Annotated in this window: 8 protein-coding genes; 6 read left to right on the forward strand and 2 right to left on the reverse strand. The window is 62.3% G+C overall.

The window, feature by feature from the left end:
• Positions 1 to 32: 32 nt before the first annotated feature.
• From ODQ19_RS16540 to ODQ19_RS16555, 4 genes are all read left to right on the forward strand, one after another.
• Positions 33 to 944 (forward strand): SDR family oxidoreductase, encoded by a 912-nt coding sequence (locus tag ODQ19_RS16540; protein WP_330210649.1) that lies wholly within the window; start codon positions 33 to 35, stop codon positions 942 to 944.
• Between the two features lie 480 nt (positions 945 to 1,424).
• Positions 1,425 to 3,215 carry a DUF1302 domain-containing protein gene (locus tag ODQ19_RS16545; protein ID WP_330210650.1) on the forward strand — a complete coding sequence of 597 codons (1,791 nt, stop codon included), beginning with the start codon at positions 1,425 to 1,427 and terminating at the stop codon, positions 3,213 to 3,215.
• A 27-nt stretch (positions 3,216 to 3,242) separates the two neighbouring features.
• A complete protein-coding gene (locus tag ODQ19_RS16550; RefSeq protein WP_330210651.1) occupies positions 3,243 to 4,601 on the forward strand; it encodes a DUF1329 domain-containing protein in 1,359 nt (452 codons plus the stop codon).
• Positions 4,602 to 5,391: 790 nt separating this feature from the next.
• On the forward strand, positions 5,392 to 7,887 hold the full coding sequence (locus ODQ19_RS16555) for a LuxR C-terminal-related transcriptional regulator (protein WP_330210652.1): 2,496 nt from the start codon (positions 5,392 to 5,394) through the stop codon (positions 7,885 to 7,887).
• Here the strand turns inward: ODQ19_RS16555 and ODQ19_RS16560 are convergent.
• Positions 7,884 to 8,759 (reverse strand): AraC family transcriptional regulator, encoded by an 876-nt coding sequence (locus ODQ19_RS16560; RefSeq protein ID WP_330210653.1) that lies wholly within the window; start codon positions 8,757 to 8,759, stop codon positions 7,884 to 7,886. The two genes, ODQ19_RS16555 and ODQ19_RS16560, sit on opposite strands and share 4 nt — an antisense overlap.
• 136 nt (positions 8,760 to 8,895) lie before the next feature.
• Between ODQ19_RS16560 and ODQ19_RS16565 the strand changes: the two genes are divergently transcribed.
• Entirely contained in the window at positions 8,896 to 9,798 is a 903-nt protein-coding gene (locus ODQ19_RS16565; RefSeq protein WP_330210654.1) for a DMT family transporter, read from the forward strand.
• Between the two features lie 109 nt (positions 9,799 to 9,907).
• Here the strand turns inward: ODQ19_RS16565 and norR are convergent, their stop codons facing one another.
• Positions 9,908 to 11,455, reverse strand: a complete 1,548-nt coding sequence (norR, locus tag ODQ19_RS16570; protein ID WP_330210655.1) for a nitric oxide reductase transcriptional regulator NorR — start codon at positions 11,453 to 11,455, stop codon at positions 9,908 to 9,910.
• A 147-nt stretch (positions 11,456 to 11,602) separates the two neighbouring features.
• On the opposite strand from norR, the gene hmpA reads away from it, so the two are divergent.
• Positions 11,603 to 12,784, forward strand: coding sequence for an NO-inducible flavohemoprotein (gene hmpA / locus ODQ19_RS16575; protein ID WP_330210656.1), 1,182 nt, complete (start codon positions 11,603 to 11,605; stop codon positions 12,782 to 12,784).
• The last annotated feature ends 195 nt before the right edge of the window (positions 12,785 to 12,979 follow it).

Below are 12,979 nucleotides of genomic sequence, written 5' to 3' on the forward strand. Positions count from 1 at the left end.
GCCTATTCCCATTGCCGCCAGCGGAGTTCGGTATGAGTGAGTCAGTGCAGTTTCAGGATAAGGTCGTGATCGTCACCGGCGCCGGTGGTGGCTTGGGCCAGGCCCATGCGCTGCTGTTCGCCAGGCACGGGGCCAAAGTGCTGGTTAACGACCTGGGTGGCTCAACCCAAGGCGAGGGCGCCAACGCCTCGGCGGCCGACCGGGTGGTGGCGCAGATCCGCGCGGCGGGCGGTATTGCCGAAGCCAACCATGACTCCGTCACCGACGGCGACAAGATCGTACAGAACGCCCTGGACGTTTTCGGCCGGGTCGACGTGGTGGTCAACAACGCCGGCATCCTGCGCGACAAGACCTTCCACAAAATGGACGACAGCGACTGGGACCTGGTTTACCGGGTGCATGTCGAAGGCGCCTACAAAGTCACCCGCGCCGCCTGGCCGCATTTGCGCGAGCAGGGTTATGGCCGGGTGATCTTCACGGCGTCGACGTCAGGTATTTACGGCAACTTCGGCCAGTCCAACTACGGCATGGCCAAGTTGGGCCTGTATGGCTTGACCCGCACCCTGGCGCTGGAAGGGCGCAAGAACAACATTCTGGTCAACGCGATTGCCCCCACCGGCGGCACGCGCATGACCGAAGGGCTGATTCCGCCGCAGGTGTTCGAGCGCCTCAAGCCGGAACTGGTCAGCCCGTTGGTGGTGTACCTGGGCAGTGAAGCTTGTGAAGAAACTGCCGGCTTGTTTGAAGTGGGTGGCGGCTGGATCGGCAAGACCCGTTGGGAGCGCAGCCTGGGCGTGGGTTTTGATCCCGAGGCCGGTTTTTCGCCGCAGGATGTGGCCGCGCACTGGCAGCAAATCTGCGATTTCGAAGGGGCTGCGCACCCCAAGGACAATATCGAGGCGTTGAAGGAAATGATGGCTAATTTGCAGAAGTTCAGCCTCTGATCATTGCCGGTAAATCAATGAATCCCACGGGGCGTCGATGACGCCCCGTTTTGTTTCGGGCATAAAAAAGGCCGCTGCATAGGCAGCGGCCGAAGTAAGACGTTGGATCAAGGAGCGACAAATCAACGTCAGTGAACACCGGGAACAGACTGATTACTGGATCAATCCGTTATAAATTGGCTTTTCTCCCCGATGCGGGAGCGGGCGTTTGCCCTGAAAGCCAAGTAAGAATAATCGGTTGTAACAGAATGAGTAATAGCAGTTCGGGACAAGGACTGTTACCAAATCGACAATAATTGCCCGTCGCCATCGATTCCTCTGATAAGCCTTCATCCATCCCATGCATGGCCCCGGCCGAGCGCCCTGCCATCGAACCCCTTCATCCTTTCGAGCGACAACACGAATACCTCCTTGGTGCGCTTATCGCTCCTCAAGGGCGGCAGTAGGGTGGGGCCTTCTGTCACTCACCGGGGAAGACGCATGACAAAAACAATAATGCGCGCCATCTTCACGCCACAGGCGCTGGCCACTGCGGTTGCGCTGGGCTGCTGTGCCCAGGCGCAGGCTGTTTCGTTCAATATCGGCGAGATCGAAGGGCAATTCGACTCCTCGCTGTCCGTCGGCGCCAGTTGGGGCATGCGCGATGCCGATAAAAGCCTGGTCGGCACGGTCAATGGCGGGACGGGCCAGGCGTCCACCGGGGATGACGGGCGCCTCAACTTCAAGAAGGGCGAGACCTTCTCCAAGATCTTCAAGGGGCTGCACGACCTTGAGTTGAAGTACGGCGACACCGGCGTATTCGTGCGTGGCAAGTATTGGTACGACTTCGAGCTCAAGGACGAAGGCCGCGAGTTCAAGCCCATCAGCGACCACAACCGTAAGGAAGGCGCCAAGTCCAGCGGTGCGCAGATCCTCGATGCCTTCGTCTACCACAACTACTCCCTGGGCGACCTGCCCGGCACCGTGCGCGCCGGCAAGCAGGTGGTCAGTTGGGGCGAAAGTACCTTCATCGGTAATTCCATCAACAGCATCAACCCGATCGACGTCTCGGCGTTCCGCAGGCCCGGTGCCGAGATCAAGGAAGGCTTGATCCCGGTGAACATGCTGTTTGCCTCCCAGAGTCTGACCAATCAACTGACTGTTGAAGGTTTCTACCAACTGGAATGGGACCAGACGGTGCTGGACAACTGCGGCACCTTCTTCGGTGGGGACGTGGCGGCGGACGGCTGCACCAATAACTACACGGTCGGCAGCCCGGCGATTCGACCGCTGCAACCGGTGGCGGCTGCCTTTGGCCAAGGGTTTGGCGTGACCAATGAAGGCGTGATTGTGCGGCGTGCCGGTGACCGCGATGCGCGCGACTCCGGCCAGTTCGGCGCGGCCCTGCGCTGGCTGGGCGATGACACTGAGTACGGCCTGTACTTCATGAACTACCACAGCCGCACGCCAACCGTCGGCACCCTGACCGCCAATACCAACCTGGCGACTATCGGGCGCATTATCAACACCGCCAACGCCCTGGCGCCTGGCTCTGGCGCCGGCTTGGCGCAAAGCACCCTGCTTGGCCGTGGCCAGTACTACTTGGATTACCCGGAAGACATCCGTCTGTTCGGCGCCAGTTTCTCCACTACCTTGCCCACAGGCACGGCGTGGACCGGCGAGATCAGCTATCGGCCTAATGCGCCGGTGCAGCTCAACACCACTGACCTGACCCTGGCCTTGGTCAATCCCATCGCGGGTCAACTCGCCTCACCCATCCGCAGCAATTTTGGCGATGACAACAAAGGCTACCGCCGCAAGGAAATCACCCAGATCCAGAGCACCATGACCCAGTTCTTCGACCAGGTACTGGGCGCCGAGCGCTTGACCCTGGTGGGCGAAGCGGCGGTGGTGCACGTCGCGGGCCTGGAAGACAAAACCAAACTGCGCTACGGCCGAGACTCGGTGTACGGCGCCTACGGTTTCCAAGGTGACACCGACGGTTTTGTCACTTCCACCTCGTGGGGCTACCGGGCGCGCGCGATCCTTGACTACAACAACGCAATTGCCGGTGTGAACCTCAAGCCCAACCTGTCCTGGTCCCATGACGTCGCGGGCTACGGCCCCAACGGCTTGTTCAACAAAGGCGCCAAGGCCATCAGCGTCGGCGTGGATGCGGACTATCGCAGCACCTACACCGCAAGCCTGAGCTACACCGACTTTTTTGGCGGTGACTACAACACCCTGACCGACCGCGACTTCCTCGCCCTCAGCTTCGGCGTGAACTTCTGATCTGGCTTAAAAGAAGGACAAGACCCTATGCGTAAGATGATTGCAGTGTTGGCCCTGAGTGTATTGGCCGCCAACGTAATGGCGGCGGTATCGCCCGACGAAGCCGCTAAGCTCGGCACCAGCCTGACCCCGGTCGGCGCTGAAAAAGCCGGCAACGCCGATGGTTCGATCCCGGCCTGGACCGGTGGTATTCCGAAAAACGCCGGCGCGGTGGACAGCAAGGGCTTCCTGGCTGACCCCTTCGCCAACGAAAAACCGCTGTTCGTGATCACCGCCGCCACGGTGGACAAGTACAAGGACAAGCTCTCCGACGGCCAGGTGGCGATGTTCAAGCGCTACCCCGAGACCTACAAGATCCCGGTGTATCCCAGCCACCGCACGGTCAACTTGCCGGCGGACATTTACGAGTCGATCAAGCGCAGCGCCTTGAATGTGAAGGCGATCAACGATGGCAACGGCCTGGAGAACTTCACCGGCAACCGTTACTACGCGTTCCCTATCCCCAAGAATGGCGTGGAGGTGCTGTGGAATCACATCACCCGTTACCACGGCGGCAACCTGCGGCGCATCATCACCCAGGCCACGCCGCAGACCAATGGCAGCTACACGCCGATCCGCTTCGAAGAAGAAGTGGCGGTGCCCCAGGCCATCCCGGATATCGACCCGGCCAAGGCCGCCAACGTGCTCAGCTATTTCAAGCAGTCGGTCACCGCCCCGGCGCGGCTGGCAGGCAATGTGCTGCTGGTGCATGAAACCCTCGACCAGGTGAAGGAACCGCGCCTGGCCTGGATCTACAACGCCGGCCAGCGCCGTGTGCGGCGCGCACCGCAGGTGTCCTACGACGGCCCGGGCACCGCCTCCGACGGCCTGCGCACCACCGACAACTTCGACATGTTCTCCGGCGCGCCCGACCGTTATGACTGGAAACTGGTGGGCAAGAAGGAGATGTACATTCCCTACAACAGCTACAAGCTCGATTCGCCAAGCCTCAAGTACGACGACATCATCAAGGCCGGGCATATCAACCAGGACCTGACCCGTTACGAACTGCACCGCGTGTGGGAAGTGGTCGGCACCGTCAAGCCCAGCGAGCGGCACATCTATGCCAAGCGCCACATGTTCATCGACGAAGACAGCTGGCAAGTCGCGCTGGTGGACCACTACGACGGCCGCGGCCAACTGTGGCGAGTTGCCGAAGGCCATGCGCAGTTCTACTACGACCACCAAGTGCCGGCCTACACCGTAGAAACCCTGTACGACCTGATTGCCGGGCGCTACATCGCGCTGGGCATGAAGAACGAAGAGAAAAGCAGCTTCGTGTTCGGCTTCGCGGCCAAGGCGGCGGACTACACCCCGGCAGCACTGAGGTCGGAGGGCGTGCGCTGATTCCGGCTCGAAGTGAGGTTGAAAATGTGGGAGCTGGCTTGCCTGCGATAGCGGTGGGCCAGGCCGCTCATCGAGTGCTGTTGCACCGCCATCGCAGCATAGATATCTACACAACTGTGCAGTTCGCCGCAGCCGCCGGTAACCACGATGCGAAGCGAGCCGCTCTTGATCTGCTTTTGATCTTAGGCGCCCCGTTAAACCACGCTGGCCGGAATTCGACAGGGATTTGGGGGGTAAACCGGCAGGGATGCCGGTTTAGCCGCCCCGCGCCATGGATGGCGCGTGGCGGCGGCCCCCCAAATCACTGGCGGATTACGGGCACACCGAGCCTAGGCGAGGTGCCGAGTGGTGGGGCAAGAGCCTTTTTGGTTACTTTTGGCTGGGCCGGCATTCCGGGCTCTTTTCCAAAAGTGACCCGCTGTAAAAGCGGAACCCTAGGTGGCCGTTACCGCAGGAATGGATATGTACACGGTCCAACTGTGTTGACTTTCAGGCCGTCTTCGCAGCGATGCGGCGACCCGACAAGCCAGCTCCCACATTTGGATCGTGGTGCGTCAGCTAGAGCAGCGTCGGCTGTCAGTCCATCACGGGAGCAAGCTCCCTCGCCACAGGTCCAGCGTCGCGCCGAAGTTGTGTAGATACCTATGGCCATCGCAGGCAAGCCAGCTCCCACACTGAAGGGCGTATACCTTGGTTTTTATGGTCTTCAATCACCCCGCTGAATACTTCTTCAACAACCGCCAACCACAGGTCTAGGGTGACGCAACAATAAAAACAGCAGGATGCAGCAATGACCGCCATGACCCGCTGCCTGGACCGTCCTGGATGCATGCCGCGGCTGGCCGCCCACCACCTGTTGCGTCCGCGCTTGTCCGGGCCTTTGCTCGCGGCGCAGGCGCGTGTGAAGTTGCTGTGCGCGCCCGTTGGCAGTGGCAAGAGCGCGTTGCTCGCCGAGTGTGCGTTACAGGCGCCGGCGGGGTGCCTGGTTTATTGGATGCCGCTCCATGGCCTCACGCTCAGCCCGTTGGAGTTGTGCACACGGCTGGCGCAACAGCTGGGCCTGGTGTTTGTCGATGAAGCCACCTTATTGCTCGACCTCAGTCGCTGGCCGAGCCGCACTTGGCTGTTTCTGGATGATTTCTGCCGCCTGCCGGCCCCCGAGCTGGACGCGTTGCTTGATCGTCTGCTCAGCGCCAGCAGTGCGCAACTGACGTGGTGGCTGGGTGCGCGGCGGCGCCCGGTGTGCAACTGGCCGCGCCTTTTGCTGGAGGATGAATGGCTGGAGTGCAGTGAGTTGTCATTCAACGCTGCGGAGGTCCAGGCGCTGCTCGCCCCAGGGCAGAACGTTGACAGGGTGCTGCAGTTCAGCGGCGGTTGGTGTGCTGGTGTGCGCCTCGCCGCGCTGGGCGATAACCACCCCGACAAGACCTTGCTGGATTACCTGCAACACGAACTCTTCAGCACCTTGCCCGCGCCACTGGCCGAAGCCTGGCGTGTACTGGCTCATCTGCCGCGCTTTAACCTGAGCCTGTGCGAGCACTTGTTCGGTCAGGGTGACGGCGATCAGTACCTGCGCGAGCTGCAGGCGCTCGGGGCGTTTATCCAGCCCTGGGACACTACCAGCGACTGGCTGCACGTGTTTCCACCGTTGGCGCGACTGCTGCGCGACGAGCCCTGGTCGGCCAAGCGCTCGTGGCATCGCCGCGCCTGCCAATGGTTCAGCGCCGAGCGCGACTGGCAAGCCGCTTTCGAGCAAGCGTTGCTGGCGCAGGAATATGAAGTGGCGGTGAGCCTGTTGCAGCACTTCAGTTTCGAGGATTTGTTTCGCCAGCAGAATGCCGTGCTGTTGTTGCGCCTGCAGGAACAGCAGGGCGATGAATTGATGTTGGGGTCGGCGCAACTGGTGGGACTGCTCACGGCCGCGTTGTTGTTTGCCGGGCGCTTCGAACAGGCGGCCTTGTGCATCGACCAACTGGCCCGGTTTGCCCCGCAACCGACGGCCGCCGCGCAGCGCTATCTGCTGGCGCGCTGGCAGGCGCAGTGGGGCTGGTTGCTGCATTTGAGCGGCGACGCCGAACGCTCCCGCGAGCACTTTCTCGAAGCCCTGCAAGCGTTGCCCGACAGCGCCTGGACATCGCGCCTGATGTGCCTGTCGGGCCTGACCCAGCAAGCCTTGCTACGCGGTGAGTTGGAGGCCGCCCAACGCTTGAACCGTGAAGCGCTGTGCCTGGCCCGGGCCCACGGTTCGTTGGTATTGGAGGCCCTGCTGGAGTTGGACCACGCCCAATTGCTGGAGCAGCGTGGCGCGCCGTACCGGGCGCAAAGCTTGTTGGAAACGGTGCAAGCGATGTTGGCCGGGCAGCGCCTCACCGCCGGGCCGTTGGTGGGGCGTATTGTCCTGCGGCGCGGGCATCTGGCCTTGCGTCAGGGCCAGGACGGCCTGGCAGCCGAATGTTTCGAGGCCGGCTTGAGCATGTGCCTGCAGAGCCAGGACAAGCGCGTGTTGTACGGCTTTCTGGGCCTGGCGCTATTGGCGGCCAATCGTGGCGACTACGCCCAGGCCTTCATCCAATTGCGCGACGCCGAGCGCCTGATGCAGCAGCGTCAGGTACCCGACACGGTGTACCGCGCGGTACTGCTCTTGGTCAGTGGGCACTTCTGGTTGCAGCAAGGTCGCGCCGAATTGACGGTGCAAGCCGTGCGCCGGGTATTGCGCCACTTTCGCGGGCCTTGCGCCAAGCAGGCACCGCCGGCCACCTTGGAACTGATCCCGCGCCTTGAATATTTGCTGGTGCTGGCCGAGGTCAAGCTGGGCTGTGCCGAGCAACCCATCGCGCGGCTCAATGCCTTGCTCGACACCTCACGGCAACGCGGCATGCTCTGCCTGGAAACCGAATTGCACCTGGTGCTGGGTGAAGTGACCTGGCAACTCGGCGACCCGGCGTTGGCGCGCCGGTCGCTGCAAGCTGGCTTGGCGCTGGCAGAGCGTTGCCAGGTGCAGCAGGCGGTCCGCGAGTTGCGTTTACGCGCCCCGGGACTTTTGAGTGAGCTGGGCCTGGAGCCCCAGGCCGCGCCTGCCGGGGCGGCGCAGAACCCGCTGAGCCAGCGTGAGCTGGAGGTGCTGCAACTGATCGCGCTCGGCAACTCCAACCTGGAAATCGCTGATCGCCTGTATATCTCCCTGCACACCGTCAAGACGCATGCGCGGCGTATCCACAGCAAACTTGGGGTAGAGCGACGCACCCAGGCGGTGGCCAAGGCGAAGACGTTGGGCTTGATGGTCTAGGCGCAGAATGCCTGGCGGTATTGGCTCGGCGTGGCGCCCATGGCGTGGCGAAAGCGCTGGTTGAAATGGCTGGCGCTGGAAAAACCGCACAGCATAGCCAGCTCATTGATCGGTAACGCGCTGCTGCGCAGCAGGTTTTTCGCTCGCGCCAGACGCCGTGCCAGCAGGTATTGATGGGGCGGCACACCAAAGCTTTGGCGGAACATTCGGGCGAAATGGTATTCGGACAGGGCGCACATGGCGGCCAACTGGCCGAGGCTGATGGCGTCTTCCATATGTTGGTCGATGTACTCCACCAACCGCCGCCGTTGGTGCGCGGCCAACCCGCCTTTCAAGCGCAGGCCTTCGCGGGCGCTGACCTGGCTGAGCAAGGTATGGCTGAGCAGTTCGTGGGCCAGGCTGCTGGTCAGCAGGCGCTCGCCGGGCTCGTGCCAGTTGAGGCTGACCAACTGGTGAAAACGCCGGGCCTGGAATGGGTCTTCAAGGAAGGTGCCCTCACGCAAGTGCAGCTGCCGTGGCTCACGGTCCAGCAGGGTGACGCAGCCGAGGGCAAATTGTTCCGGGCTGAAATACAGGTGGGCCAGGCGAATATCGCCATTGATCACCCAGGCCGACTGATGCTCGGCCGGCAGGATGCACAGTTTGTCGGGGCCGCCCTTGACGCCAGGCTGGTCACGCCGAAAGGTGCCCGTGCCACCGTCGATGTAGCAGGACAAGGTGTGATGGCTGGGGGCCTGGTAATCCTGGGCGTCATGGTGGTTGCTCCACACGGCCGCGGCCAACCCGTCACCGAGCTCGGCGCAGGCTTGCAGGCGTGCGTGGGGCGAGCGGTTGAGAGATTGAAAGACGTGCAGCGATTGCAGCTCTGGCATGGTGTGTTCTCCGACACCCTGCATCCTACGCTCCACGGCTGGCGCTGTGAGCCCATCGCCCGACAAAAGCGCAAGAATGTGCAAGAGCCTGCAAGGGGTTGAAGGCCACACTGTGGCTCAATCGACGGAGCCGGTTATGAATCTTTTCCTGTATCTACTCACGGTGCTCATCTGGGGCACCACTTGGATCGCCCTCAAATGGCAGTTGGGCGTGGTGGCGATTGCGGTGTCGATTGTCTATCGCTTCGGCTTGGCCGCCCTGGTGCTGTTCGTGCTGTTGCTGCTCAGCCGCAAGTTGCAGGTGATGAATCGGCGCGGGCACCTGATCTGCCTGGCGCAGGGGCTGTGCCTGTTCTGCGTCAACTTCATGTGCTTTCTCACCGCCAGCCAATGGATCCCCAGTGGCCTGGTGGCGGTGGTGTTCTCCACGGCGACCTTGTGGAACGCCCTCAATGCCCGGGTGTTTTTCGGCCAGCGGGTGGCGCGTAACGTGCTGATGGGCGGGGCCCTTGGGCTGCTGGGGCTGGGCTTTTTATTCTGGCCGGAGCTGGTTGGGCATACCGCCAGCCCGCAAACCTTGTTGGGCCTGGGCTTGGCGCTGCTGGGCACCCTGTGCTTCTCGGCGGGCAACCTGCTATCGAGCCTGCAGCAGAAGGCCGGGCTCAAGCCGCTGACCACCAATGCCTGGGGCATGGCCTATGGGGCGGCGATGCTGGCGACCTATTGCGCAGTGCGTGGTATTCCCTTCGAGATGGACTGGAGTGCGCGGTATATCGGCGCGCTGTGGTACCTGGTAATCCCGGGCTCGGTGATTGGTTTTACCGCTTACCTCACCCTGGTGGGCCGCATGGGCCCGGAGAAAGCGGCGTATTGCACCGTGCTGTTTCCGGTGGTGGCGCTGAACGTCTCGGCAGTGGCCGAGGGTTACCAGTGGACGGCGCCGGCGTTGATTGGACTGGTGCTGGTGATGCTGGGGAATGTGCTGGTGTTTCGTAAGCCCCGGGCCAGCGTGCCGGGCCTGAAGGCTAGCCAAGCCTGAATGTGAGAGCTGGATTGCCCGCGAAGGCGGTGTGCCAGTCAATGTATCTTTAACTGACCCACCGCTTTCGCAGGCAAGCCAGCTCCCACATTTGACTGAGGTGCCTGCTTTATTTGAGCCCTAGCCGCTTGGCCATGCGCCCCAGGTTGGCGCGGTCCAGGCCCAGTTCGCGGGCGGCGCTGGCCCAGTTGTGCTGATGGCGTTCCAGGCAGGCGCTGATGAGTTGGCGCTGGTAATGCTCGGTGGCCTGGCGCAGATCGCCGCTGACCATGGGCAGGGCTTGGGCCGGTGCTTGTTCGGCCACCGCCGTACTCACGGCGGGCAAGTCCAGGTCCAGGGCGCTCAGGCTGAGAATTTTCGGGCGCTCGCGGCAGTTGCCCAGGGCTTTCAACGCGCTGCGTCCGATCAAGTGCTCCAGCTCGCGCACATTGCCGGGCCAGTTGTAGGCAAGCAGTGCCGCCTGGGCGTCGCCAGTCAGGCGCAGGCTGCCCAGACCCATGCGCGAACGGTTCTGTTCAAGGAAGAAGCCTGCCAATAGCAGCACATCACGCCCGCGCTCGCGCAGCGCCGGCACTTGCAGCGGATAGACACTCAAACGGTGGTAGAAGTCAGCGCGGTAGCGGCCATTGCGCACTTCTTCGGCAAGGTCGCGGTTGGTGGCGGCAATCAGGCGCACGTCCACCTGGTGCTCCTTGTCCGACCCCAGGCGCTGCAACTGGCCGCTTTGCAGCACGCGCAGCAACTTGGCCTGCACGCTCAACGACAACTCACCCACTTCATCCAGGAACAAGGTGCCGCCATTGGCCAGTTCGAACTTGCCCCGGCGCTCGTTCAACGCGCCGGTAAAGGCGCCGCGCACATGCCCGAACAATTCGCTTTCTACCAAGGTCTCGGGCAGGGCGGCGCAGTTGAGGCTGATCAGTGGTTTGTCGGCGCGGGAGGAGGCGGCGTGGATCGCCTGGGCCACCAGTTCCTTGCCGACCCCGGTTTCGCCGGTAATCAGCACGGTCAGGTCGCTGCCGCCGACCAGCTTGATTTCCTCGACCAGACGCTTGTGCGCTTTGCTCTGGCCGATCATTTCTTTGTGCTGCTGGCCGCTGGCCTGGCGATAGATTTCGGCGCGCTGGTGCTCGTCTTCGGCCCGCAGCGCCAGGCGCTCGATGCGCTCAGCCACGTTGACGGTGGCCGCGGCGAGGCTGGCGAAGGCTTGCAGGGCGTCCAGTTCGACCCGTTCAAAGCGCTCGGTATCGAGGGCGTCCAGGGTCAGCAGGCCCCAGGGCTGGTCATCGATAAAGAGCGGGCAGCCCATGCAGTCGTGGACTTCCAGATGGCCGTGCAAGCCGGCGACCAGGCCGTCATAGGGGTCGGGCAGTTCGCTGTCACTGTCGAAGCGGGTAGGGCCGGGGCTGCTCAGCAGGATCTCGAAGCGCGGATGTTCGCTGACCTTGAAGCGTCGACCCAAGGTATCGGCGCTCAAGCCGTCCACGGCCAACGGCACCAACCACTCGCCATCCAGGCGTAACAATGCGGCGGCGTCGCAGGGCAGCAGGGCGCGCATGGCTTGCAGCAGGCGTCGGTAGCGCTCGCCTTCGGGCAAGTCCCGGGACAGGTCGGCGACCAGTGGCAGCAAGGTGGTGAGCAGGGGTTGTGCAGTCATAATGACTCCTTGTAGTCCTTATGACTATAAAGTGTAGGAGGTCATACTGACTACATAATATTTAAGCCATTGAAAATAAAGGATTTATAAGTTGGCACGATTACTGACTATCTAAACGCAATCAGTAAGAAGACCCAGGAGTCTCCCATGCTTAGTGCCCAAGACCGTGCAATCGTCAAATCTACTGTGCCCCTGCTGGAAAGCGGCGGCGAAGCACTGATCACCCACTTTTATCGCATGATGCTGTCCGAGTATCCCGAAGTCCGCCCGCTGTTCAACCAGGCCCACCAGGCCAGTGGTGACCAGCCTCGCGCCCTGGCCAATGGCGTGCTGATGTACGCGCGGCATATCGACCAGTTGGATCAACTGGGCGACTTGGTGGCTAAGATCATCAACAAGCACGTGGCCTTGCAGATTCTGCCGGAGCATTACCCCATCGTTGGGGCCTGCCTGCTGCGGGCTATTTCTGAAGTGCTGGGCAGCGAGATTGCCACCCCCGAGGTCATGAGCGCCTGGGGCGCGGCCTACGGCCAGTTGGCGGACATTTTGATCGGCGCCGAAGCGGCCATCTACGACGAAAAAGCCCAGGCGCCCGGCGGCTGGCGGGGTGCGCGGCCGTTCCTGTTGGTCAAACGCGTGGAGGAGAGCGACGAGATCATCTCCTTCTACTTCGCGCCGGTGGACAACGGCCCGATCCTGGCTGCGGCACCCGGCCAGTACATCGGCCTGAAGCTCGTGCTCGATGGCGAAGAAGTACGTCGCAACTATTCCCTGTCGGCCCTCACCGACACTGGCCTGTACCGCATCAGCGTCAAGCGCGAAGCGGGTGGGCGGGTCTCCAATTACCTGCACGACCAGATGCACGTCGGCGCGACCATTGACCTGTTCCCGCCGTCGGGCGAGTTCACCCTGGCCGCCAGTGATAAACCGCTGGTGCTGATCAGCGGCGGGGTAGGCATTACGCCCACACTGCCGATGCTCGAAGCCGCCCTGGCGACCCAGCGCCCGGTGCACTTCATCCATTGCGCCCGTAACGGCGGGGTGCATGCATTCCGTGACTGGGTGGACACACTGGCTGCCAAGCATCCGCAGCTCAAGCGTTTCTACTGCTATGCCGAAGATGACGGTGTCAGCCCGGCGGCAGATAAGGTCGGCATGCTCAACCAGGAGCAATTGGCGGCCTGGCTGCCTGAGCAGCGCGACATTGATGCCTACTTCCTGGGGCCCAAGGGCTTCATGGCGGCGATCAAACGTCATCTCAAGGCGCTGGGTGTGCCGCAGGAGCAGGCGCGCTATGAGTTCTTTGGCCCGGCAGCGGCGCTGGAATAATCCCCCCTAGCAACAACACTGTCCAAAATGTGGGAGCGGGCTTACTCGCGAAAGCGGTGTGTCAGTCAATCATATGTCTCTGATGCTCCGCCTTCGCGAGCAAGCCCGCTCCCACATTTGGCCCTCTATTGCTCCCGATTAATCCGCTGTTAACCCCTCTCTGTTTTAACCACTGCCTGTGTGTAAACTTGTTGC

The sequence above is a fragment of the Pseudomonas sp. AM4(2022) genome (genome assembly GCF_036346515.1).
Classification (GTDB): domain Bacteria; phylum Pseudomonadota; class Gammaproteobacteria; order Pseudomonadales; family Pseudomonadaceae; genus Aquipseudomonas; species Aquipseudomonas paracarnis.

Coding starts and splice junctions, on each gene's coding strand:
- ODQ19_RS16540 (WP_330210649.1), top strand. CDS start 33: ATGAGTGAGTCAGTGCAGTTTCAGGATAAGGTCGTGATCGTCACCGGC.
- ODQ19_RS16545 (WP_330210650.1), top strand. CDS start 1,425: ATGACAAAAACAATAATGCGCGCCATCTTCACGCCACAGGCGCTGGCC.
- ODQ19_RS16550 (WP_330210651.1), top strand. CDS start 3,243: ATGCGTAAGATGATTGCAGTGTTGGCCCTGAGTGTATTGGCCGCCAAC.
- ODQ19_RS16555 (WP_330210652.1), top strand. CDS start 5,392: ATGACCGCCATGACCCGCTGCCTGGACCGTCCTGGATGCATGCCGCGG.
- ODQ19_RS16560 (WP_330210653.1), bottom strand. CDS start 8,759: ATGCCAGAGCTGCAATCGCTGCACGTCTTTCAATCTCTCAACCGCTCG.
- ODQ19_RS16565 (WP_330210654.1), top strand. CDS start 8,896: ATGAATCTTTTCCTGTATCTACTCACGGTGCTCATCTGGGGCACCACT.
- norR (WP_330210655.1), bottom strand. CDS start 11,455: ATGACTGCACAACCCCTGCTCACCACCTTGCTGCCACTGGTCGCCGAC.
- hmpA (WP_330210656.1), top strand. CDS start 11,603: ATGCTTAGTGCCCAAGACCGTGCAATCGTCAAATCTACTGTGCCCCTG.